Below are 23394 nucleotides of genomic sequence, written 5' to 3' on the forward strand. Positions count from 1 at the left end.
GGTATCGGGGCGGCGGCACGCCGCAGCAACCGGCCGCCCCTGGCGCGATCTGCGCCGCCCCTGGCGTGATCTGCGCTGTCCTGATAGGCGCCGTTCATCAGGGGCGCGGCCGCTGCACCCCAACCATCAGGTGATGTTGACGCGGGGATCCACCAGCGAGGGGGAGCGACATTGGCGGCCACGGAGGGGTTTCTGACCCTGGCCGGTCCCGCCAGCTGGCGGCGTACCCGCGGGGCGCTTCCCAGGCCCGCGGTGAAGCGGGCTGCCGCCATTGCGACGCTGCCGAGCGGGGCTGGTCTGGGTCGAAGCCGCGGACCGGGTGCGCTCCACCTGGCGGCCACCGAACTCCCCAACGGGGAAACGCCCGTCGCGTTCACTACCGTGGCCCACTCGGCGCAGAACTCCGGAAGCCGTGATGGGCAATCTCCAGCTCCTCGCTCAAGGGGTCATGCCTGCCGACGCTGAAGTCCGGGCCGGTCCAGCGCACCGGGAAGACGCCCTCCAAGGACCACGCCCGCAGTCGGGTTCCGTTGTCGGACAGCGCCGTGATCGCGCCGGTCGAGCGCTCCAACTTGTTGCCGGCGGCGGCGAATCCCTCACCGGACACCTTGTTCATCCATTCGAACAACGCGTCGGCGTCGGTCAGGCCGCGGGCGAAGGTGATGTTCGGCCACTCCAATCGCCCCGGAAGCCGATAGGTGAAGCCGTTCTGGCCACCCTCCAGCACATTCTCCGTGCGGGAGGTGACCTGTAGGCCGGTGACCGACTGGAAGATCCCGATCTCGACACCGTCGACCTCGAACACGAACCGGGAACTGATCGTCGGTTCTCCACCGAGGAACCGAGCGGATTCAGGCGAACTCACGCACGACCTCCCACGCTCGCTCGTTCAGTCCTGCCACGGCGCGCACCATCCGCACCCGATCCATGTGCTCGAGGTCGAGCAGATCGTCCATCGACCAGTGCAGGTGGTACGCCAGATAAGCGACCTCCTGCCACAGCACGTCGATCGGATAGCGCAACATTGCGGATCAGACCGGCACGCGGGGGATTTCCTCGACCCGCGCGCGTGGTGGGCGCGGGGCCGGACTCTCCGCAACGGCCGCTGGAGTGTCGGCCACCACCGGTCGCGGTGCCGAAGGCTGCACACCGATCAAGGGTGCCGATTGCACCTGCGCCGCCAGCAGTTCCTCGTACTCCTGCTGATTGCCGAAATTGATGACGCCGTAGAAGTCCTGCAGAAAGGCCAGATCCGCGGCGAAAAGGCCTTCGATTTCGTGCGGGGTGACGAGATCCAGGCTGCCCAACTTCTGCACGACGCGAGCCAGGATGAGCACCGTCAAACGCGGATCCTCCGGCCCGGTCACCGTCGGATCCCGCAGCGGTTCGAGCTCGTCGCGCGCCGTCGCGAGTCGCATCAGGCCGTTGCGGTGCAGCTCACCCTCCCGGTCGACATACCCGCGGGGGAGGGTGAACTCGTACTGCGTCGTGAGTTTCACTTCACCCTTGCCAGGGACTCGATCGTCAGGGTGATCGTCTCCTTCACCGGGTCGTTGGACTCGACGGACAGTTGATCGGTGGCGATCTTGCTCGGCCATCCGTTCGTGAAGTTGAACCGGGCGATCTCGGCGTTCGACGAGTCGTACATCACGATGGAACCGCTCTTGCGGTTGCTCGTCCGGTCCGAGAGCTTCATGCCCTTGTCGCGGATGTCGTTGAACCAACCCCACAGCTTGTCCTGGGCCATGTCCGGTGGCGCCATCCGCACCATGGAGATGTCGGGTGCCTTGTTGGATTTGCCGAGGGTCTTGACCACCTGCACCTTGCCATTGGCGCCGGCCTGTTCGGTGCTGACGACCTCCATCTCGATGTCCAGTCCGCTGACGCTGGACAGGATGGACACAACTGAACCGTCGATCTCCAGGAAGAAGTTCTGGCTGACGATCGGGTCGGTGCTGATCAGATCATTGGGCATGCTGTGCTCCGTTCGACGATGATGCGATGTTCGACGATGCTGCGATGTTCGACGAGTAGTCGCTCAAGGCCGAGGTCAGTTCGCGATCTGCTTGTGCTGGGCAATACGGAAGACAACGAATTCGGCAGGTTTCACCGGTGCGATACCCACCTCGACGATCAGCAGTCCCTGGGCGATGGATTCGGGCGGGTTTGTCTCGGCGTCACACTTGACGTAGAACGCCTGGTCCACCGACTGGCCGAAAAGTGCTCCTGCACTCCACAATCCGCGGAGGAATGCGTTGAGGGTCCGCTTGATTCCCTCCCAGAGTGAGACGTCGTTCGGCTCGAAGACAGCCCATTGGGTGCCCTGCGCAATGGTCGTCTCGACCATGTTGAACAGCCGGCGGACGTTGATGTAACGCCAGTCCGAATCACTCGACAGGGTTCGCGCGCCCCAGATCCTGATGCCCCTGGTGCCGAACGGCCGGATGCAGTTGATGCCGATCGGGTTGAGCACCGCCTGCTCGTTCTGGGTGACGCCGTAGCCGACATCCAGGCAGCCCCGGATGGTGTCGTTCGCCGGTGCCTTCCAGACACCCCTGGTCTCGTCGGTGCGTGCCCAGACGCCGGCGATGTGGCCGCTCGGCGGGATCAGCACTTCGGCGTCACCGTTGACGCCGATGGGGTTCTCGACCTTGATCCACGGGTAGTACAGCGCCGCGTACGCCGAGTCGTACATGGCCGTCTCGCTGCGCCAGTCGCGGATCTGCTGAGGGGTCATTCCGGGCGGCGCGTCGAGTACCGCCATCCGGTTGCCGTTCTGCTCACAATGACTGATCAACGAGGTCTGCACGGCCTTCCACAGCCCGAGGTCCAGCGTGCCGTCCGGCTTGGTTGCCGCGGTCACCAGGTCCGGCACGACGACCATCGTGACGTCGTCGGCGACGGCGAGGCCGCCGATGCCCTGCCGAGTGCTCTCGGAGCCGGCGAACTTGCGGCCGGTGACGGGAACGGCGGTGGGAGTGGCCTTCTCGAGCGAATAGATGCCCGGCTTGAGTACCTCGATCTGCGCCGACAGGTCGGCGTCCGCGTCCAGCAGCACGGTCACCTTGATCTTCGTCGAGGTCTCGTTGATCACCGTGGCGACGTTGCGCTTGCCCGGCGAGAGGGTCAGGTCGTGGAACGACTCGACCACCGAGGGACCCGACAGCACGTCGATCGAGAACGGGCTCGGGCCGTCCTCCTCGGTTTCCCCGGTGCTCACCTGGACGGTGATGTCGTCGTCGGGCTCGATGCTCTCGACGGCGATCGGCAGCCCGAGCGCGCGGTCGGCGGCGGGGAGTTCGCGCCGTGACGGTTCGCCGGACGGCGCGGTGTTCGGAACCCTCACGATGTACGCGAGCGAACCGCCGTTGGCGAAGTAGCCATACACCGAGAGCGGAAGCACCGCACCGGGTGTGAAGCTGCCGAACTGGCTCTCGAACTGCGACCAGCTGGTGACGAGCCGGGGGGCGAGGCCCTGCGGGTCCGCGGGGTCGTCCGTGGGAAAGCGTTCGGTGAAGCCGACGAACGCCGCCACCGCGGTCGGTGCCGCGGACAGCACCTTCTGCGTTGACGCCACTTCTTCGACGTAGACACCTGGTGCGGCGTAAGTCGGCATTCCCACTCCTGTCATCGGGTCGAGCTGGCGGGGTAGAACTGGTCAGGTCAAGTCCGGTTCGGTCGGTTCGTGCTCGCCCACGTCAGGCCGCCGTCGTGCGGACAGCGCCCGGCATGGTCAGTGAGATGGAGCCGCCGAACGCGCACACGCACGTGGAACCCGCGACCAGCACGGGGATCCCGCCCGCTGTGGTCTGCGGCGCCATCGGAATCCACGGCGCCGGGATGACGGGGACGCACGGCATGGGGGTGAGTACGCCGAGCGCGGCGGCGGTGGCCGCGGCGACGGTCGGGTTGGCGAGCGACTGGCACATGCCGAACGGCGGGATGTTCACCCCGGGCGCGATATCGGCGATGGTGGCGACCGGGCGTCCCTCGACGATCGGTCGCGGCGCCGCCACCATCAGCGCCGACGGTGCAAGACCGAAGGTGCACATGATGGACGCGCCGGCCACGACGCAGGGCTTACCCACGGCGCACCGGTACCGGTCCGAGCGTGTTCATACCCGTGACTCCTGCGCCGAAGACGTCAGGTCCGCGCCGGTCGTGGTGACGAAACAGATGACCGCCCGGTCCTTCGACTGCTCCCAGCCGCGGGCGGAGGGCAGCAGGTAGGTGAAAAACAGCTTCGAATCCAGATAGCTGATCCCGACGTAACTCTGGAAGCTCTGCGCGCACTGGGCATCCGCGTAATCAGCGAGGGTGGTGGCCCCGGGAAATGCGTCGCCCTCCACACCGGCGGGTGGTTGGTAGTCGATGAGGGCGTACGACTCCTGACGGTGCGGGGTGTCGCACGGGACCGCGGTGAGGGACGACAGTTCCGCCTGCACCTCGGTCTGCGCGGTGAAGCACTGGCCGACCGAGATGTCGAACACCGAGATCTCCTCCTGCGGCGGACCTTCGTCGGCGAACATCCCCGAGACCCAGCTGCAGCCGCTCAGGGCCAGGACCATGGTGGCGCCCCCGAGCACCCGGGCGGTTCGCGAGGGCTCGAACGCCAACGCCACCACCCCCAAGAGCCGCCGGAAGCCCGCCGACCTGCCGGCCGCCGTTCTCGATCAGAACACCAGCAGGGCCACGGCACGGGCATCGGGCGATCGCCCTATTTCTGTTGCCGGGAGCTCAGTATGGATTGAAATACGTGATCAGCGTGGGAGGGGCGCCCGCCGCGATGATGATCCTGACCTGGGTGTTGGTCCAGCTGTATAACGTCCTGCCGCCGCCCTGCGGCGCCGAGGTCGCGGTCACCGGGAAGTTCGGTCCCGCGTTAAATCCCTGGCCGGCCAAGGCCAGGGTCACCATCTGGAGGATCTTGGTAGCGCGGTGACCATGATTCGGAATCGTCTCGAAAATCCAGTCGTGCACGACTTCCCCGGAAACCCGGCAGGGAAATCCCTGGATGACGGGAATCATGATGTTGGCACCTGCGTAACCATTCTGCCTGGCGCGGCTGGCAGGCCCCGGATGGCCCTGATGACCCCATGCGGTGACCGTGCACCCTGCGAGTTTCGTATTCCACAGCGCCTTCTGGGGTTGCAGGAGCGATTGCCAGAAGGCATCGGTGACTTGTGCCCGGCTGAGGTTGAGATTCCGGTAGGTGAGCCGTTCCTGATACCCGGCCGTGCGAAGCGCGACCAACGGGGCGTTGATGGCGGCCAGGGTCGGGACAGCGGCCAGCGCGGTCGTGTGGTTGTGCTGATCGATGACGGCCTGCGCGGCGTCGCCCGCGGTGAGCGCGCCGATCGTTGCGAAGTATCCGCGTTCGGCGATCAGTTGGCCCCTTTCCAGTGCGAGAGCATTCTGCGCGGCGGCCAACGCCAGAGCTTGGTTGTTCACCGTGGTCCGAGCCGGCGACGGGGTCGGATAGAACGGGATGAATTGGGTGTTGATCTCGGTGAGCAGCGTCGCCAGGGCGGCCAGTCGGGCGTCGGCGGAGGCCAGCGCGGTGGCGCCTTCGTCAAGGGCTGGGACCAGCGCGTCGATGGCGTCCAACGTGTTGATCATCTGCGCGGAGGTCATTGCATAGGTCTGCAGATCAGCCGGATCAGCGGCGACGTGCCTTCCGCTGGGCAGTGCGCGCATCACCGGTGCCAGCGACGTCCACTGCGTGTCGAGGGCACCGAACAACGCGGTCAACGGCCATCGGGCGCCCCAGTTGGCCTGCCGGTTGTACCAGCGGTTATCGATCACGGACCACTCGGCGTCGACCTTCTCCTTGGTGTCCGTCCGGTTCGCAAGGGCGATCAGGTGCGTTGTACCGGTGACGCCGGCAACCGTGGAGAGCTGGACGATCTGCGCGGCCGACTTCGGCAGGGCGCAGAGGGCAGCAACCTGAGTCGCCGTCGGGACGGCGAAGGTGGCACTGCCGATGCCGGCCACGGTGACGACGTCCGCGGCTGTGTGGCTGGCGCCGACCGCGCCGACGAGGAGTTGCAGGTCTGCTAGGGACGTCGCCTGGGCGAGCCCGGCCAGGGTGATCAGTGCCCCGGTCGGGACGGCCGAGCCGGCCAGCAGCGCCAACTCTGCGCAGGAGGTGATCAGTGGCAGCTGCGCCAGCAGCGTGAGGTCGGGCACGGAACGGGCGAGCCCGGCCAAGGCCGAGATGTCAGCGACGGTTGCGACTGTCGGCAGCAGACCGATGGCGACGATGTCGGCGACGGAACGACCGCCCCCGACCAGCGCCGTCAGCCGGCCGAGGTCGGTCAGGTCGGCTGCCTGGGCGATGCCGGCGAGCGCGACGATGTCCGCGTCCGCTTCGGCCCACCCTGCGATGTCCACCAGGTCATCCGGGTCGTGCACCTGCCCGAGGGCGGCGAGGGTGGTGAGCCGGGACGTCGCGAACGCCGACCCGGCCAGCAGCAGCAGGCCCGTGCCGTCGACGACCAGCGGCAAGGCGGCCAGCTGTGCCAGGTCGGCCATCGGTCGGGACAGCGCGGCCAGCGTCGAGATCTGAACAACCGTCGCGATATGCGGGAGCTGACCGATCGCGACGATGTCGTCCACCGAACGACCGCCGCCGACCAGGGCCGTCAGCCGGCCGAGGCCGGTGAGGTCAGCCGCCTGGGCGATGCCGGCGAGCGAGACGACAGCAGCGTCGGGAAGAACCGAGGCAGCCAACTGCAGCAGCTCCAGTCGGCTGTGAACTTGTGGCAGCTTTCCGAACAGCAGCAGGCGGGCGCACGGATAGGGGCTCGCCGCAAGTGCGATCAGGTCGCTCACATCGATGACGGCGGCCAGTTCGACCAAGCGTGCGAGCTCGCGAAATGGCCGATTGATTGCGGCAACCGTGACGACGCCATCGATGGTTGTGACGGTGCGGAGTCCGGCGACGGCCGCCAGCAACGCCGCGGGCCGTCCCGTCTGTGCGAGCCTCGCCAGGTCGGCGGGAGTCGCGACCTGCGGCAGCTTGCTCAGGACGGCTATCTCTGGCGCCGTGAACGGTTGGCCGGGCAGCTCACGTCCGAGGTCCGCCGGTGGCGGCGAGGTGTCCGGCGGCGGCAGCCGGAGTCGCAGGGGCGGCAGCCCGAGCTCGGGCATGGCGGCACCCGGATCATTGACGTCGGTGAGCATCAACTGCGGCGCCGGTTGCACAGGTCCCTGCTGTTGCGGGTTTCGCAGCAGGTCACGCACCATCTGGACTGCCATGAAAGTCGCCGTGTCACCAGGACCGCCTTTGTCCGAGTGAGAGGCGAGCAGCATCCTGCGGATTTCCGCCCGTTGCTGCTCCTGCGACAGTGCGCTCAATCGCTCGAACAACTCCCGAACCTGAGGCGAGGCGTCGGCCAGAGAGGTGGGCGCGGTGAGCGCGCCTGTTTCAGGTCGGAGGGCCAGTGGCCGGGGGCTGCCATCGTCGAGTCCCATGTCCGGCGGTGGGGCGTCGTTGATGTCCGTGACTGCGACGACGATGGTGCCGGCGTCGGCCAGTTCCACGACGGCTTGACCGGTTGGCGCCAGTTCCCGAATGCGCCCCGGCACCCACCGACCGTCCTTGTCACGGACCCACACAAGAGCGTTGTCGACCTTCGCCTGGGTGGCGGCACCCACGCTCATCCGTCGGACGACCGCCCCGGTCGGGACCGCCTCGCGAGCTGCGTGACGTCGCTGCAGGGTACGGATCTTCGCTGCCGGTTCGCTGACGCCTTCATCGACAAGCGCTGTTGCTTCGGTGATGTCGTTCGACGCCCGTCGGCGCAGCGCCGTCAGCACAGTGCCGGCGATCCGGTCCGCCTGACGCTCGGCCGGGTCGTCCGCGCGACCGATGATGGGTGCGGACGGGCCGGACGAAGCAACCGGATCCCGGTTCTGCACGACGTGGGTCAGTTCGTGTGCGAGCAGATGCCGACCGGATTCCGAGGCCGTCGAATAGCTCCCCCGGGTGAAGTAGATGTCCGATCCGACGGTGAAGGCTGTCGCCGCCACGGACCGGGCCAGGTCATGCGCCTCGGAATCAGCGTGCACCCGGACATCGGTCAGATCGGCGCCGAATTCTGCACCGAAACTCCTTTGGATGTCCGCCGGTAGGGCGGAACCTGCGGGCGGTCGTGCGAGGCGGTCGGCCACGGTGTCGGGAACGGTGGTCCCGCCGAGGGGATCGTCCGAGACCGCCAGTCGCCGCACCTCGCCGAACAGCAGGCCGCCGACCGGCAGCACCCGGTCGGGGCCGGTGGCGACGACACCGGGTTCCGCCGGGGACGCCGTTTCGGGTGCTGCGATCGGACCCGTTTGTCGAACATGTTGTGTTCGAACCATTCTCAATCCCCCGATGGATGGTGGAGCCGAAGCCTCCGTGAAACATGCCGTGCATCAACGACTCCCCGTCCGGGCGGCCAGGTGGTCGGCGCCCGGCCGCACGATTTATTAAGTCGGGGGGCTCCGGAGCAGGCCGGTGCGGTATGCCAGTGCAACGGCCTCGGCGCGGCCACCGACCCCGAGCTTGCGATAGATGCTGGTGCTGTGATGCATCACGGTCTTGGCGGAGAGGAACAGATCGCCGGCGATCTGCGCGTTGGTGCGGCCACTGGCAATGGCCGCAAGGATCTGCAGTTCCCGCGCGGTCAGCTGCAACCCGGCAACCCGGCGCCCGAGGACGCCGGGGCCACGCCGTTCCGTCTCGGTCGGGGCCGCATCGGTCCCGGCCGCGGGGATCCGCGCCGCATTGATTGGGGCCGCATTGATCGGGGCCGCATTGATCGGGGCCGCATCGATCGACGCCGGATTCGACGAGACCGGATTGAACGAGCCTGTGTCGATCGAGGCCTTGCCAATCGAAAGATCTATCGAAACTGCATCTATCGAAACTGGATCCAACGACGTGACGACGGCCGTGGCGCCGGACTCCAGCGGCATTGCGTCGGTCGGCCCGCACGTAACGGGCCCGATCCCTTCGGTGACCGGTGTCGCGGCGATCCGGGTGACGAGTTCCAAGGACCGGGCCCGCAGCCAGCCCCATCCGCGCCCGTCGGTCGGTGCCGCGGGGCACGCCCCCGTCGCTGCGTGCGCACCGGCGACTGCCTCCGCGTAGGCCATGACGAGCGCGGGCGGTAGCCGCCCCGGCGGCACGCCGTCGGGGCGCGCGAGAGCGTCGTCCAGCTCGATGGCCTCGGCGTATCTCCCCGTCCGGCAGGCCAGCATCGCGGTGATCAGGCAGCAGTGGAACTCCGCCCCGTCGAAGCCGATCTGCCGTGCCTGGTTGATCGCGTCACGCACCACGGCCGCGGCGGCCCGCACGGAGCCGGAGTCCATTTCCACGACGGCCAGCACCGACATCGCGATCACCCCGCCGCGCTGGTCACCGGCGTCCCGCAACGATCGCAGCGCGGGCAGCACCGCCGCCCGCGCCTCGGTCGGAGCCCGGCCGGCGAGCAGACACGCGGCGACCAGCACCTGCGAGCGCGCTCCGACGCGCAGGTGACCGCAGGTGCTCGCGACGGCCAACGCCTCCTGGGCGTGCGTGAGCGCCCACCGGTGGTCGCCGGTCATCCACTCCAGCTTTGCCCGCCGATAGAGGTACTCGCTGAGCCAGAATGCGTCGTCGATCGTCCGGGCGACGCGGATCGCTTCGTCGATGATCGCGAGAGCCTCGGCGCGTTCGTCGGCCGCCACGAGGGCCCGGGTCAGTGGATCGCTCGCGGCCAACCAGAGCTGTGGTGTGTGCGGATAGGCCAGCACCGTCGACCTGCTCGTCCGCACCGAGTCGACGTCCCGCGGCGCACCCGCCGCCAGCGCGAGCCGGCCCGCCCAACCGGCGCCGATCGCATGGAGCTGGGCCGGCAGTTGCTGCGAGTCCCGGTCGATCTCCAGGAACGTGTTCAACCATCGGAGTCCTTCGGTGACCGGACCGCGGACCGCCCAGAAGATGCCGAGGGCGACGGCGAGCGGGAGGCCGCGGGCGCTGTCGTCCGCTGCGGCCAGGCCGGCGAGGGTCCGGCGGAGCGCCGGTAGTTCCTCCGCGACGCGATCGAGCCAGCTGACCTCGTCCGTCGACGCGAGGCCGTCACCGGCGCGGCGGCCGAACTGCAGGCACCACAGCTGCAGGCGCTCTTCGACATCGGTTGTCTCGCCAGACATCTCGAGCAGTTCTGCCGCGAACGCCCGCGATGCATCAGGCAGCGTGAACCGGGCCTGTCGGCGTTGCAGGCGGCGATCGGCGCGGCCGGTTCGACCAGGTGCAGGTCGACGAGAGCCGCGATGCCGTTCAGTACGGCGTCCGGTTCGATCCAGCCGTCGTCCGCGCTGACCCCGGTACAGACCTGCTCGGCGGTCTCCAGATCGAACGTCCCGGGAAAGACCCCGAGCCGCCGGAAGAGGGTCTGCTGGGCTCCGTCGAGCAACTGGTAACTCCACGACATCGTCGCTCGCATACTCACCTGCCGGGAAGGGAGATCGATGGCCCCGCGCGCCAGGAGGCCGAGCACACGTCGGTTGTCCGTCCGCCGCAACTGGGCGAGCAGGGCGGCCGGCGGCATCAGCGCGGTCCTCGCCGCGGCCAGTTCGATCGCCAGCGGGACCCCGCCGAGCAGGTCGCATATCTCCAATACCGCGGCGTCGTCGACCGACGATGGAGGACCGCGGTGTGAACCGGCCCGGCGTGCGCGATCCCGGAACAGCGCGGCTGCGGGACCGTCGGCAGCGACGCCGAGTCCGTCGAGCGGCACCACCTGCTCGTCACGCAGCCCGAGCCGGCACCTGCTCGTCACCAGGATCAGGAGCGTGGGCAGGGCCGCGAGCAGGTCGGCGACCAGGCCCGCCGCTGCGGTCACGTGTTCGAAGGTGTCCAGGACGAGCACGGTGGGCCGGCTCGGCAGATCCGCAGCCTGATCGGTCCATCGACCCGACGATGCCGCCGGCGAAGCTCCACCCACCGCTGTTCCGGCCAACGCTGTTCCGGTCAACGCTGTTCCGGTCCACGCTGTGCCGGCGGGGACGGCGAAGTGCGCGGCGCCGTTCGGCGGAAGGGTGAAGGTGGCGGTGGGCGGCAATCCGGCCGGCAGCCCGGGGGTGCCGGACGTACAGGCACGGATGATCGCCGACGCGACCGCCGTTCGGTCGACGTCGTCGAGTTGGACGAAGACGACACGGCGTTGTTGACGTCGGGAGACCTCGATGGCGACTCTGGTTTTTCCGATACCGCCCGGCCCGGTGATCGTCACGGGCGCACCCTGATCGAGCAGCCGGCAGATCTCCTCGACCTCCGCATCGCGGCCGAACAGCCGGGTCCGTGGCGCGGGCAGCCCATGCGTCAGCGCGCCGTCACGCGGGACGGCAACTGAGAGGGGATCTGTCATCCGTTCGAAATGCCCGATCTGTGACCCGATGTCGTCGTGACGCTACACGCACGATCCGCTACCCGCTGTCACGGTTTTGTCTCGTCGGGGACGAGCGGTTCCCGCGCGCGGGGGCGGCGCGTCACCTGCAGCGCTCGGTATGGCTGATCGCCGGTCCCGGCGGGCGGACGGTGCCCCCGCAATCCGATCGCCGATGACGGTCACGGCCGGGTGCGGGTGGCACTCGAACTGATCGGGTGCTTGACGGATACCGATCGGGGGGCCACGCTATGACGACGACGTCGGTCATATGCAGGGCTGCGTCGCATCGGACCAACTGTCCGCGGCTTGATGGTGTGGCGCGGGTTTCCCGCGCTCCTCGCCGCCGACGGTTCGGCTCGGAGGGTCTGCCTGGACAGACACGCCCTCTGATGCTAAGCTGCATGTTTGCGCTGCCCTCTTTGTGCTGCCCCGGTTCAGGAGCCTCCGCGTTCACTCGCGGAACCACTGCTGACCTGGGCCGACACGCGGGTCGGCCAGACATGACAGCCCGCCACTCACGTCACCTCATGGAGCCCAGGAGCCACCAGCAGTAGCCCCCACCGCTCGGCGATCGGCAGGGGATCAGCAGTGTCCGATCAGTGTCAGTCCTCGGAAGGACGCATCTTGGCAGTCACCAGCACGCCCCGGTCCACCTCCGGAGCTTCGCGAGTCTCGTTCGCAAAGCTCCGCGAACCGCTAGAAGTTCCGAACCTCCTCGCTCTGCAGACAGATTCTTTCGATTGGCTTGTCGGTGGGCCCGCATGGCGCGCCCGGCAGGACGAGCCGACCCCCAGCGGCCTTGACGAGATCCTTGACGAGATCTCCCCGATCGAGGATTTCTCCGGCAACCTGTCGCTGTCCTTCTCCGACCCGCGTTTCGACGAGGTCAAGGCGAACGAGGAGGAGTGCCGCGACAAGGACATGACCTACTCGGCACCGCTGTTCGTCACCGCCGAGTTCATGAACGGCGAGACCGGCGAGATCAAATCGCAGACCGTCTTTATGGGTGACTTCCCGATGATGACGAGCAAGGGCACGTTCATCATCAACGGCACCGAGCGCGTCGTCGTCTCGCAGCTCGTCCGGTCGCCCGGCGTCTACTTCGACCGCAACCTGGACAAGACCGCCGGCAAGGACGTCTTCTCCGTCAAGGTCATCCCGTCCCGTGGTGCGTGGCTCGAGTTCGACATCGACAAGCGCGACACCATCGGCGTGCGCATCGACCGCAAGCGCCGCCAGCCCGTCACCGTGCTGCTGAAGGCGCTGGGCTGGGATGCCGACCGGATCCGGGAGCACTTCTCCTGGTCACCGGTCCTGCTGGCGACCCTCGAGAAGGACCACATCGGTGGTCAGGACGAGGCGCTGCTGGACATCTACCGCAAGCTGCGCCCGGGCGAGCCGCCGACCAAGGAGAGCGCGCAGGCCCTGCTGGACAACCTGTTCTTCAAGGACAAGCGCTACGACCTGGCCAAGGTGGGCCGCTACAAGGTCAACAAGAAGTTGGGCGTCAACAAGCCGACCAGCGTCGGCACGCTGACCGAGGACGACCTGCTCGCCACCGTCGAATACCTGCTGCGCCTGCACCAGGGTGACGAGGAGTGGACGAACAGCATGGGCGAGGTCCGCCCCGTCGAGACCGACGACATCGACCACTTCGGCAACCGCCGGCTGCGCACCGTGGGCGAGCTGATCCAGAATCAGATCAGGGTCGGCCTGTCCCGCATGGAGCGCGTCGTCCGCGAGCGGATGACGACCCAGGACGTCGAGGCCATCACGCCGCAGACGCTGATCAACATCCGGCCTGTCGTCGCCTCCATCAAGGAGTTCTTCGGCACCAGCCAGCTCTCGCAGTTCATGGATCAGACCAACCCGCTCGCCGGGCTGACCCACAAGCGCCGGCTCTCGGCGCTCGGGCCGGGCGGTCTGTCCCGTGACCGCGCCTCGCTCGAGGTCCGCGACGTGCACCCGTCCCACTACGGCCGGATGTGCCCGATCGAGACCCCGGAAGGCCCCAACATCGGCCTGATCGGTTCGCTGGCGACCTTCGCCAGGGTCAACCCGTTCGGCTTCATCGAGACCCCGTACCGCAAGGTCATCGACGGCGTTGCCACCGACGACGTCCAGTACCTCACCGCGGACGAGGAGGACCGCTTCATCATCGCCCAGGCCAGCGCCAAGCTGGACGGCGACGGCCGGTTCACCGAGGCCCGGGTGCTGGTGCGCCGCAAGGGTTCCGGTGAGGTCGACCAGGTCCCGCCGGACGAGGTCGAGTACATGGACGTGTCCCCGCGGCAGACCGTGTCGGTCGCCACCGCGATGATCCCGTTCCTGGAGCACGACGAGGCCAACCGTGCGCTGATGGGCGCCAACATGCAGCGCCAGTCCGTCCCGCTCCTGCGCAGCGAGGCGCCGCTGGTCGGCACCGGCATGGAGGCCCGTGCGGCCAAGGACGCCGGCGACGTGGTTCTCGCGGAGAAGTCGGGTGTCGTCGAAGAGGCGACCGCCGACTACGTCTCCGTCATGAACGACGACGGCAGCCACCGCACCTACCGGCTGAACAAGTTCCGCCGGTCGAACCAGGGCACCAGCTTCAACCAGAAGCCCATCGTCGACGAGGGCATGCGGGTCGAAGGGGGCCAGGTCATCGCGGACGGTCCGTGCACCGACGGCGGCGAGATGGCGCTCGGGAAGAACCTTCTCGTCGCCTTCATGCCGTGGGAGGGCCACAACTACGAGGACGCGATCATCCTCTCGCAGCGCATCGTCCAGGACGACGTGCTGACCTCGATCCACATCGAGGAGCACGAGATCGATGCCCGCGACACCAAGCTCGGCCCTGAGGAGATCACCCGGGACATCCCGAACGTCTCCGAGGACGTGCTGGCCGACCTCGACGAGCGCGGCATCATCCGCATCGGCGCCGAGGTGCAGGACGGCGACATCCTGGTCGGGAAGGTCACGCCCAAGGGCGAGACCGAGCTGACCCCGGAGGAGCGGCTGCTGCGCGCGATCTTCGGCGAGAAGGCCCGCGAGGTCCGCGACACCTCCCTGAAGGTGCCGCACGGCGAGACCGGCAAGGTGATCGGTATCCGCGTGTTCAACCGCGAGGATGACGGTGCCGAGCTGCCCCCGGGCGTCAACGAGCTGGTCCGCGTGTACGTGGCCCAGAAGCGGAAGATCCAGGACGGCGACAAGCTCGCCGGCCGGCACGGCAACAAGGGCGTCATCGGCAAGATCCTTCCGGCCGAGGACATGCCCTTCCTGCCCGACGGCACCCCGGTCGACATCGTGCTCAACCCGCACGGTGTGCCCCGCCGGATGAACATCGGCCAGATCCTGGAGACCCACCTCGGGTGGGTCGCCGCGCAGGGCTGGACGATCAACGGCGACCCCGACTGGGCGAAGAACCTGGGCGAGGCCGCGCGCACCGGCGAGCCGTTCACCAAGACCGCGACACCGGTGTTCTCCGGTGCCTCGGAGGCGGAGATCATGGGCCTGCTCGGCTCGACGACCCCGACCAGGGACGGCGACCGGCTGGTCCAGACCGACGGCAAGGCCACCCTGTTCGACGGCCGTACCGGGGAGCCGTTCCCGTACCCGGTCGCGGTCGGCTACATGTACATCATCAAGCTGCTTCACCTGGTCGACGACAAGATCCACGCCCGCTCGACCGGCCCGTACTCGATGATCACCCAGCAGCCGCTCGGTGGTAAGGCGCAGTTCGGTGGTCAGCGGTTCGGTGAGATGGAGTGCTGGGCGATGCAGGCCTACGGGGCTGCGTACACCTTGCAGGAGCTCCTGACGATCAAGTCCGACGACATCGTGGGCCGCGTGAAGGTCTACGAGGCCATCGTCAAGGGCGAGAACATCCCGGAGCCCGGAATCCCGGAATCCTTCAAGGTGTTGCTCAAGGAGCTCCAGGCGCTCTGCCTGAACGTCGAGGTGCTCTCCAGCGACGGCGTGGCCATCGAGATGCGTGATTCCGACGATGACGATCTCGAGCGTGCCGCGGCGAACCTCGGAATCAACCTGTCGCGCAATGAGTCGGCCTCGGTCGACGACCTCGTGAACTGATGTATGTGACTTAACTCGGAAGCCTCCGGCGACGGGGCGGGACTCACCTCCCGCGAGTCCCGCCCCGCCGCCGGTTCCCTCTTCCACCCCTGGTCCCGAAGATGACAGCGCACTGCGACATCACAACGGGATCGCCCGCATTACTGACACAGACAGGGACGTGCCACCAGTGCTCGACGTCAACTTCTTCGACGAGTTGCGTATCGGTCTCGCCACCGCGGACGACATCCGTGCGTGGTCCCACGGCGAGGTCAAGAAGCCGGAAACCATCAACTACCGCACCCTCAAGCCGGAAAAGGACGGGCTCTTCTGCGAGAAGATCTTCGGCCCGACCCGTGACTGGGAGTGCGCCTGCGGCAAGTACAAGCGTGTCCGCTTCAAGGGCATCATCTGCGAGCGCTGCGGCGTCGAGGTCACCCGCGCCAAGGTGCGTCGTGAGCGGATGGGCCACATCGAGCTGGCCGCGCCGGTCACCCATATCTGGTACTTCAAGGGCGTCCCGTCACGCCTGGGGTACCTGCTCGACCTTGCCCCGAAGGATCTCGAGAAGATCATCTACTTCGCGGCCTACCTGATCACCTCGGTCGACGACACGGCTCGCCACAACGACCTGCCGACCATCGAGGCCGAGATGTCGGTCGAGCGCAAGAACCTGGAGAACGCCCGCGACGCCGACATCGACGCCCGGGCCAAGAAGCTCGAGGCCGATCTGGCCGAGCTCGAGGCCGAGGGTGCCAAGTCCGACGTGCGCCGCAAGGTGCGCGAGGGCGGCGAGCGCGAGCAGCGGCAGATCCGCGACCGCGCGCAGCGGCAGATCGACCGCCTCGACGAGGTGCTCGACACCTTCCGCAAGCTCAAGGTCCGCGACCTGATCATCGACGAGGTCCTGTACCGCGAGCTGGAGGACCGCTTCGGCGACTACTTCCACGGCGGCATGGGTGCCGAGGCGCTCAAGCAGATCATCTCGGACTTCGACATCGACGCGGAGACCGAGATCCTGCGCGACACCATCAAGAACGGCAAGGGCCAGCGCAAGATCCGCGCGATCAAGCGGCTCAAGGTCGTCGCCGCGTTCCAGCAGACGACGAACTCGCCGCTGGGCATGGTGCTCGACTGCGTCCCGGTGATCCCGCCGGAGCTGCGGCCGATGGTGCAGCTGGATGGCGGCCGCTTCGCGACCTCCGACCTCAACGACCTGTACCGCCGGGTGATCAACCGGAACAACCGGTTGAAGCGACTGATCGACCTCGGCGCGCCCGAGATCATCGTCAACAACGAGAAGCGGATGCTGCAGGAGGCCGTCGACGCACTGTTCGACAACGGCCGCCGCGGCCGTCCGGTCACCGGACCGGGCAACCGCCCGCTCAAGTCGCTGTCCGATCTGCTCAAGGGCAAGCAGGGCCGGTTCCGCCAGAACCTGCTCGGCAAGCGCGTCGACTACTCCGGCCGTTCGGTCATCGTCGTCGGCCCGCAGCTCAAGCTGCACCAGTGCGGCCTGCCCAAGCTGATGGCGCTCGAGCTGTTCAAGCCGTTTGTCATGAAGCGGCTGGTCGACCTGAACCACGCGCAGAACATCAAGTCCGCCAAGCGGATGGTGGAGCGCCAGCGGTCGCAGGTGTGGGACGTCCTCGAAGAGGTCATCTCCGCGCACCCGGTGTTGCTCAACCGCGCACCGACCCTGCACCGCCTGGGCATCCAGGCCTTCGAGCCGCAGCTGGTGGAAGGCAAGGCCATCCAGCTGCACCCGCTGGTCTGCGCCGCGTTCAACGCCGACTTCGACGGTGACCAGATGGCGGTGCACGTTCCGCTGTCCGCCGAGGCTCAGGCCGAGGCACGCGTGCTGATGCTGTCCTCGAACAACATCCTGTCCCCGGGCTCCGGCCGGCCGCTGGCCATGCCGTCCCTGGACCTGGTGACCGGTCTGTACTACCTGACCGGACTCAAGGAGGACGGGAAGGGCGCCGGATCGGTGTTCTCCTCGGCCGCCGAGGGCATCATGGCGCTCGATCAGGGCATGATCGATCTCCGCGCGCCGATCAGGATCCGGCTCGCCGGTTCCGTCGTCCCGGGCCCGGAGGTCGTCCTGCCGGAGGACCACGAGCCGGGAACGCCGTGGATCGCCGACACCACCCTCGGTCGGGTGCTGTTCAACGAGCTGCTGCCCACCGGGTATCCGTTCGTGAACGCCGAGCTGCCCAAGAAGCGGCAGGCCGTGATCGTCAACGACCTGGCCGAGCACTACCCGATGTCCGTCGTCGCGCAGACCCTGGACCGGCTCAAGGAAGCCGGCTTCCACTGGGCGACCCGGTCGGGCATGACCGTTGCCATCGGCGACGTGATCATCCCGCCGGAGAAGGACGAGATCCTGGCCCGCCACGAGCTGCAGGCGGAGCGGGTGGAGAAGGCGTACCAGCGGGGCAACCTGTCGCACGCCGAGCGCAACGACGATCTGGTCAAGATCTGGGAGGCGGCCACCAAGGAGATCGAGGACGTGCTGCCCGCGGCCTACCCGAAGGACAACCCGGTCTCCACCCTGGTGGCGGCCGGAGCCGCGGGTAACTGGATCCAGGTCCGGTCGCTCGCAGGCATGAAGGGTGTGGTGGCCAACTCCAAGGGCCAGCAGATCCCTCGGCCGATCCGTTCCTCCTTCCGTGAGGGCCTGTCGGTGTTGGAGTACTTCATCAACACCCACTCCGCCCGTAAGGGTCTGGCGGACACGGCACTGCGGACCGCGGAGTCGGGGTACCTGACCCGTCGTCTGGTCGACGTGTCGCAGGACGTCATCGTGCGCGAGTCCGATTGCGGAACCGAGCGCGGCGTCGAACTGCCGATGGCCGACCGGTACGCCGACGGCAGCCTGCACGTCAACGAGTTCATCGAGACCTCGGTGCAGGGCCGGGTTCTCGCGGTCGATCTGGTGGCCTCCGATGGCACCGTGATCGTCCCGCGGGGCACCGACATGCGCGAGCAGCACGTCGCAGAGGCCATCGCCGCCGGAATCACGTCGGCGAAGGTGCGGTCCGTGCTGACCTGTGAGGCGGCCATCGGCACGTGCGCGGTCTGCTACGGCCGTTCGCTGGCCACCGGCAACCTGGTGGATGTGGGCGAGGCCGTCGGCATCGTCGCGGCGCAGTCCATCGGCGAGCCCGGCACGCAGCTGACCATGCGTACCTTCCACACCGGTGCGGCCTCGGGTTCTTCGGATATCACCCAGGGTCTGCCCCGTGTGCAGGAGCTGTTCGAGGCCCGGATCCCGAAGGGCAAGGCGCCGATCGCCGACGCCGTCGGACGGATCCGGATCGAGGACGCGGACAAGTTCGTCAAGATCACCATCACGCCCGATGACGGGTCGGAGGAGATCGTGTACGACAAGCTGCCCAAGACGCAACGGCTCGCCACGATCTCGGTCGACGGTTCCGAGCGTCTGCTGGTCGACGGCGACACCGTCCAGGTCGGGCAGCAGTTGCTCGAGGGCAACCCGGATCCGCACGAGGTGCTCCGCGTGATGGGTCCGCGTCAGGTGCAGCTGCACCTGGTGCGCGAGGTGCAGAACGTGTACCGCTCGCAGGGCGTGTCCATCCACGACAAGCACATCGAGGTGATCATCCGGCAGATGCTCCGCAGGGTGACCATCATCGACTCCGGCTCGACCGAGTTCCTGCCGGGTGCCGTGATCGAGCGCAAGGAGTTCGAGGCGTCCAACCGCCGCGTGCTCGCCGAGGGTGGGGAGCCGGCCGCCGGTCGTCCCGCACTGATGGGCATCACCAAGGCCTCGCTCGCCACCGAGTCCTGGCTCTCCGCCGCCTCCTTCCAGGAGACGACGAGGGTCCTGACGGACGCGGCGATCAACGCCAAGAGCGATCGCCTCGTCGGTCTCAAGGAGAACGTCATCATCGGCAAGCTGATCCCCGCCGGGACCGGCATCGCGCGGTACCGCGACATCGCGGTGCAGCCGACCGAAGAGGCGCGCGCGGCGGCCTACACGCTGCCGTCGTTCGACGACACCTACTACGGCGCCGACTCCTTCGGGGTCTCCGCCGGTGCGTCGGTGCCGCTGGACGACTTCGACCTGGGTCGCGATTACCGCTGACGCTCGTTGTCTGAGCTTGTCGGCGTCACGGTGCGCTGCGGTTTGGTGCACTGAGGTAGTGCCGGAAGGGCCGGTTCCCGTTGGGGGCCGGCCCTTTCGGCGTTCCTGGTGCTGGTGTTGGTGCCGGTGCTGGTGCCGCGAGGGGCCGGCGCTGGTGCGGGTGCTGGTGGGCCGGGCGCTGGTGCGGGTGGGTCGGGCGCTGATCGCGGACGTTCCGGTTGCATAGAGCGGCCGGACATTCCGCGGTGCTGGTGCTGGTGGGTGCCGCGGTCGTGGGCCCCCTGGTTGCGCGTCCTCGGGTCGGATAGGGCGACCGGATCATCCGCTGTACCGGTTCCGCTCGAGCGCTCCGGCTCGTCGAGCCCGTGACCGCGGACATTCGGGTCGCGCATGGCTGCAGGATGTCCCGCGTTGACGGCCGCGGACCGAGGCCGCCTCACGGGACCTGCCTCGCGGCGCACGCGGCGGAGCATGGGCGTGGCCGGCCGGTCCAACCGCCGAGCGCCAGTACCACGGCAACTTGAGCTGCGACGGCGCACGAATCTCCGACGACGTCCCGCCAGCCGTACCGCAGCGTCATGTCCCCTGCGGCGGCGGAGTGGTTGTCGCGCCGCAGGTCTCGGAACGCTTCGTCATCCGGGTGTGCCTCGCGCCCGTCGAGTTCGACGATGACCTGCCACTCGCGGTACCGGACGTCCCGGTACCTGCGACCTCCGTCTGGCCGGACCTCCGGGCGGTTGCGCACTCCGGCCGGCAGCCGATGACGGCGCTCCACGTCATGCCGGTAGCGCGCCTCCAACGGTGACGCGACACCGTCGTCGACATCGGTCAGGGCCTCGATCAGCACGCCCCGCCAGCGCATTCGGCTCCGCTGCTCGATGCTCCGGCGGAGCCGTGCGGCCGTCGTCAGGCGGCGTTGAGTGGCCCGCAGCAGGAGATCGAGCGCCACCGACTCGGTCGAGGCGCTCGTGACGTCGAGCAACGCCTCTTCCAGCCGGAGCCGAGGCGGTAGCGCCGACGGATGCCGCAACGAGAGGGCGGCGGCATTGTTGAGACCTCCTCGGCGTTCCACCCTGACGCCAGGTTGACCGCGAACCCGCCGGGTCTCCGGGACGGCGATGGTCAACAGGTCCGGCGGTTCGTCGAGCAGCGACCACAACCAGAGGGCAGAGCGCCCGGCGACTGCCGACCCAGAGCCGGCGTACAGCACGGCGGCCCAGGTCCTGCCGATGGTGTCGACGGGACCGGTGAAGGTGGCGTAGACGCCGGGAAGCATCCGCCTCCACCTGCCGGCGGCGACGTTCGCCTTCGCCTGCGTCGGGGTCAGTCCTAGCCCGACGAGCTGCCGCCTGCTGATGATCCCGGATTGCGCGTCGGCGACAGCGGACCACGGTGTGCGGTGCAGAGCGGCGGCGACGGGCATGCCCTCATCTGACAGCCCCGGGCAGGCTCAGAACGGGGCTGGGGACAACTTGCACGCTTCAGTGGATCTCGCGGGATGTGGACCATCACCGCCCTCAAAATGACTGCGGATGATCCGGCTGCTTTACGCAACTGGAGGTTCCGCGTTCGGCGCCGGCCGGGGCGGGTGGGGCTGGAGTCTGGATGTTGCGGATGATGCGGCTGCTTGACGCGACTGGAGGTTCCGCGTTCGGCGCCGAACCGGACCGGCGGGAGCATCGGCGCTTGCTGCACGGCGCGCGCGTCGGCCTCGGCGGGCAACGCACCGGAGCCTTGGTTTGTCGGTGACTGCTAGCGGGTACCGGTGCGGGGCACAGCGCAGACGAGGAACGGGTGATGCGAGTGGCTAGGGGGAGTGTCGCGGGGACAGCGCCTCCGTCAGCGCAGCTCACCCAGCCCAGCCACCACACGCGCGAGCAGCCAGCCCACAACGACCAACCACACGGCGCGGACCAGCACGGGCGGACCGTGCTCAGCCGGGCATTCGCCATTCTCGGCTCGTTCGCCAACGGGCACGCCGAGCAGACGCACGGCATGATCATGCGCGCGACCGGGTTGCCACCGGCAACGATCCACCGACTGCTCGCCGAGTTGGTCGAACGGGGAGCGGTCGAGCGGACGGCGCGAGGCCGGTACCGGATCGGGCTGCAGCTGTGGAAGCTCGGCGCGCAGGCGCCGCAGAGTCGGCAATTGCGTGACGCGGCCCTGCCGTTCCTGCAGGACCTCTTCGAGGTCACCCACGAAGTGGTTCATCTGGTGGTGCTCGACGGCGACCGCGCGTTGTACATCGAGAAGCTCGAGGCCCGCCCGGGAGTGGCGGTGCAGTCGCAGGTCGGCCGACGGCTGCCGCTGTACGCCACTGGTCCCGGTAAGGTCCTGCTGGCCCACGCTCCGCCGGCGCTGCTCGACGCGGTGATCAGCAGTGGACTTCGTCGGCAGGCGAGCGGAACCATCACCGACCCGAACCGGCTCAGGCAGGCGTTGGCTGACATCCGGAAGAATGGGTATTGCCTGTCGCGCAACGAGATGACCGACGGCGCAGCATCTGTCGCCGCGCCGCTACATGATGCGGCACAACGTGTCATCGCGAGTATCTCGGTGGTGGTGCCGAGCAGCACGCCGTCGTTGGCGCCCCTGATACCTGCTGTCCGGATGGCCGCCCTCGGTGCCTCCCGCGCGCTCGCGGAATCGACTTCCCATGAAAAGTACGCTGACACATGACTTCTGCCCAGTGGAAACAGCCATTCTGTGCCAGTGCGATTCAAAGATGTTCTCGCACAATGTTTTCCGGTGAGCGATAGGAACGCTAGACCGGCTGTGCGGGCCGGATCCACACTCCGCCCATGCGCACAGTCCGGGACGCCACCTTCGACGTGCTGCGTGATCGCGGTGGTACGACGTTCTTCTCGAACCCGGGATCGACCGAGATATCCCTACTGACTGATCTGCCCGACGACCATCATTTCATCCTGGCCCTGCACGAGGGGTCCGTCGTCGGGATGGCGACGGGCTGGGCAATCGCGCACGAGCAGCCGGCCGTCGTCATCCTGCACACCACCGCCGGGCTGGGAAACGCGGTGGGTGCGCTGGCGACGTCGCGGGTCAACCGGGCGCCGTTGGTGGTCATCGTCGGGCAGCAGGACCGGCGTCACCTCGCCCTGACGCCGTTCTTGGCGGGCCATGCGCTCGACGATCTCGCCGGGGACTACCCGGTGTGGGTCAACGAGCCCGCACGGCCGCAGGACGTTCCCGGGGCAGTGGCCCGGGCCTGGCACGAGGCGAACGGACAGCGCGGCCCCGCGCTGGTGATCGTCCCGATGGACGACTGGGCCGCTCCCGCGGACGAGTTCGGCACGGTGGCAGCGCCGAGCCGAACGGTCACCGCGGTCGCTGTGGGGACGGAGATCGCCGACGAGGTGGCCGCCGAACTGGCGGGTGCCCGATCGCCGGTGCTGGTGGTCGGTGCGGGGACCGATGACCGTGCGTCCTGGTCCGCTCTGCGGGCACTCGCGGAACGCCTGAACTGTCCGGTCTGGCAGGAGGCCTTCGGCGCGAGGGCCGGTTATCCGCAGGACCACCCGCTCTTCGCCGGCCACCTGCCGTCGGGCCGTACTCAGTTGCGCAAGGTGCTGTCCGAGCACGACGTGATCCTCGCGGTCGGCGCACCCGTCTTCCGGCAGTACCCGCACGAGCCGGGTCCGCTCGTCGAACCCGGCACCCGCATCGTGGTGATCACCGAGGACCCGGACGAGGCCAACGGAGGACCAGCGGATCTCGCCGCCATCGCCCACCCGGCGCCAGGCGCCGGTCAGCGCGGCCGGCAGCGCGCCGGCGGCGACATCGCCGTCG

Annotated in this window: 15 protein-coding genes; 4 read left to right on the top strand and 11 right to left on the bottom strand. The window is 68.0% G+C overall.

The genetic code is table 11. The annotated features are described in order from the left end of the window. Positions 1 to 376: 376 nt before the first annotated feature. The 10 genes from ACVBEQ_RS24230 to ACVBEQ_RS24275 form a co-directional block, all read right to left on the bottom strand. Entirely contained in the window at positions 377 to 865 is a 489-nt protein-coding gene (locus ACVBEQ_RS24230; RefSeq protein ID WP_447155965.1) for a phage tail protein, read from the bottom strand. Then, the gene (locus tag ACVBEQ_RS24235; protein ID WP_447155966.1) at positions 852 to 1025 is read right to left on the bottom strand and encodes a DUF6760 family protein; all 174 of its coding nucleotides are present in this window, start codon (positions 1023 to 1025) and stop codon (positions 852 to 854) included. The genes ACVBEQ_RS24230 and ACVBEQ_RS24235 overlap by 14 nt, the downstream gene beginning before the upstream one ends. 6 nt (positions 1026 to 1031) lie before the next feature. Next, positions 1032 to 1499 (bottom strand): hypothetical protein, encoded by a 468-nt coding sequence (locus tag ACVBEQ_RS24240; RefSeq protein ID WP_447155967.1) that lies wholly within the window; start codon positions 1497 to 1499, stop codon positions 1032 to 1034. Further along, positions 1496 to 1975: a phage tail protein gene (locus tag ACVBEQ_RS24245; RefSeq protein ID WP_447155968.1), complete on the bottom strand. Its 480-nt coding sequence runs from the start codon at positions 1973 to 1975 to the stop codon at positions 1496 to 1498. The genes ACVBEQ_RS24240 and ACVBEQ_RS24245 overlap by 4 nt, the downstream gene beginning before the upstream one ends. 75 nt (positions 1976 to 2050) lie before the next feature. After that, positions 2051 to 3616, bottom strand: a complete 1566-nt coding sequence (locus tag ACVBEQ_RS24250; protein WP_447155969.1) for a phage tail sheath family protein — start codon at positions 3614 to 3616, stop codon at positions 2051 to 2053. 82 nt (positions 3617 to 3698) lie between these two features. Then, complete coding sequence (locus ACVBEQ_RS24255) at positions 3699 to 4088, bottom strand: DUF4280 domain-containing protein (protein ID WP_447155970.1); 390 nt, start codon at positions 4086 to 4088, stop codon at positions 3699 to 3701. A gap of 27 nt (positions 4089 to 4115) precedes the next feature. Next, positions 4116 to 4622, bottom strand: a complete 507-nt coding sequence (locus tag ACVBEQ_RS24260; protein ID WP_447155977.1) for a septum formation family protein — start codon at positions 4620 to 4622, stop codon at positions 4116 to 4118. Between the two features lie 115 nt (positions 4623 to 4737). Further along, positions 4738 to 8364: an eCIS core domain-containing protein gene (locus ACVBEQ_RS24265; protein WP_447155971.1), complete on the bottom strand. Its 3627-nt coding sequence runs from the start codon at positions 8362 to 8364 to the stop codon at positions 4738 to 4740. Positions 8365 to 8472: 108 nt separating this feature from the next. Then, positions 8473 to 9594: a response regulator transcription factor gene (locus ACVBEQ_RS24270; protein ID WP_447155978.1), complete on the bottom strand. Its 1122-nt coding sequence runs from the start codon at positions 9592 to 9594 to the stop codon at positions 8473 to 8475. Positions 9595 to 9923: 329 nt separating this feature from the next. Then, positions 9924 to 11399 (bottom strand): ATP-binding protein, encoded by a 1476-nt coding sequence (locus ACVBEQ_RS24275; protein ID WP_447155972.1) that lies wholly within the window; start codon positions 11397 to 11399, stop codon positions 9924 to 9926. A 645-nt stretch (positions 11400 to 12044) separates the two neighbouring features. Between ACVBEQ_RS24275 and rpoB the strand changes: the two genes are divergently transcribed. Both rpoB and ACVBEQ_RS24285 read left to right on the top strand, forming a co-directional pair. Next, positions 12045 to 15494 (top strand): DNA-directed RNA polymerase subunit beta, encoded by a 3450-nt coding sequence (gene rpoB, locus ACVBEQ_RS24280; RefSeq protein WP_447155973.1) that lies wholly within the window; start codon positions 12045 to 12047, stop codon positions 15492 to 15494. A gap of 169 nt (positions 15495 to 15663) precedes the next feature. Continuing rightward, positions 15664 to 19584: a DNA-directed RNA polymerase subunit beta' gene (locus ACVBEQ_RS24285; RefSeq protein WP_447155979.1), complete on the top strand. Its 3921-nt coding sequence runs from the start codon at positions 15664 to 15666 to the stop codon at positions 19582 to 19584. Between the two features lie 436 nt (positions 19585 to 20020). Here ACVBEQ_RS24285 and ACVBEQ_RS24290 read toward each other — a convergent pair whose 3' ends face one another. Beyond that, positions 20021 to 21007 carry a hypothetical protein gene (locus tag ACVBEQ_RS24290; protein WP_447155974.1) on the bottom strand — a complete coding sequence of 329 codons (987 nt, stop codon included), beginning with the start codon at positions 21005 to 21007 and terminating at the stop codon, positions 20021 to 20023. A gap of 506 nt (positions 21008 to 21513) precedes the next feature. On the opposite strand from ACVBEQ_RS24290, the gene ACVBEQ_RS24295 reads away from it, so the two are divergent. Both ACVBEQ_RS24295 and ACVBEQ_RS24300 read left to right on the top strand, forming a co-directional pair. Then, complete coding sequence (locus ACVBEQ_RS24295; RefSeq protein ID WP_447155975.1) at positions 21514 to 22266, top strand: IclR family transcriptional regulator; 753 nt, start codon at positions 21514 to 21516, stop codon at positions 22264 to 22266. A gap of 122 nt (positions 22267 to 22388) precedes the next feature. Further along, on the top strand, positions 22389 to 23394 hold a 1006-nt coding region (locus ACVBEQ_RS24300; protein WP_447155976.1), incomplete at its 3' end, for a thiamine pyrophosphate-binding protein.

It is taken from the genome of Nakamurella sp. GG22 (assembly GCF_052976845.2).

Bases quoted from the DNA above. Each gene is read 5' to 3' on its own strand.
- ACVBEQ_RS24250 (WP_447155969.1), bottom strand. From the start codon at position 3,616: ATGCCGACTTACGCCGCACCAGGTGTCTACGTCGAAGAAGTGGCGTCA.
- ACVBEQ_RS24275 (WP_447155972.1), bottom strand. From the start codon at position 11,399: ATGACAGATCCCCTCTCAGTTGCCGTCCCGCGTGACGGCGCGCTGACG.
- ACVBEQ_RS24270 (WP_447155978.1), bottom strand. From the start codon at position 9,594: ATGACCGGCGACCACCGGTGGGCGCTCACGCACGCCCAGGAGGCGTTG.
- ACVBEQ_RS24290 (WP_447155974.1), bottom strand. From the start codon at position 21,007: ATGCCCGTCGCCGCCGCTCTGCACCGCACACCGTGGTCCGCTGTCGCC.
- ACVBEQ_RS24245 (WP_447155968.1), bottom strand. From the start codon at position 1,975: ATGCCCAATGATCTGATCAGCACCGACCCGATCGTCAGCCAGAACTTC.
- ACVBEQ_RS24265 (WP_447155971.1), bottom strand. From the start codon at position 8,364: ATGGTTCGAACACAACATGTTCGACAAACGGGTCCGATCGCAGCACCC.
- ACVBEQ_RS24235 (WP_447155966.1), bottom strand. From the start codon at position 1,025: ATGTTGCGCTATCCGATCGACGTGCTGTGGCAGGAGGTCGCTTATCTG.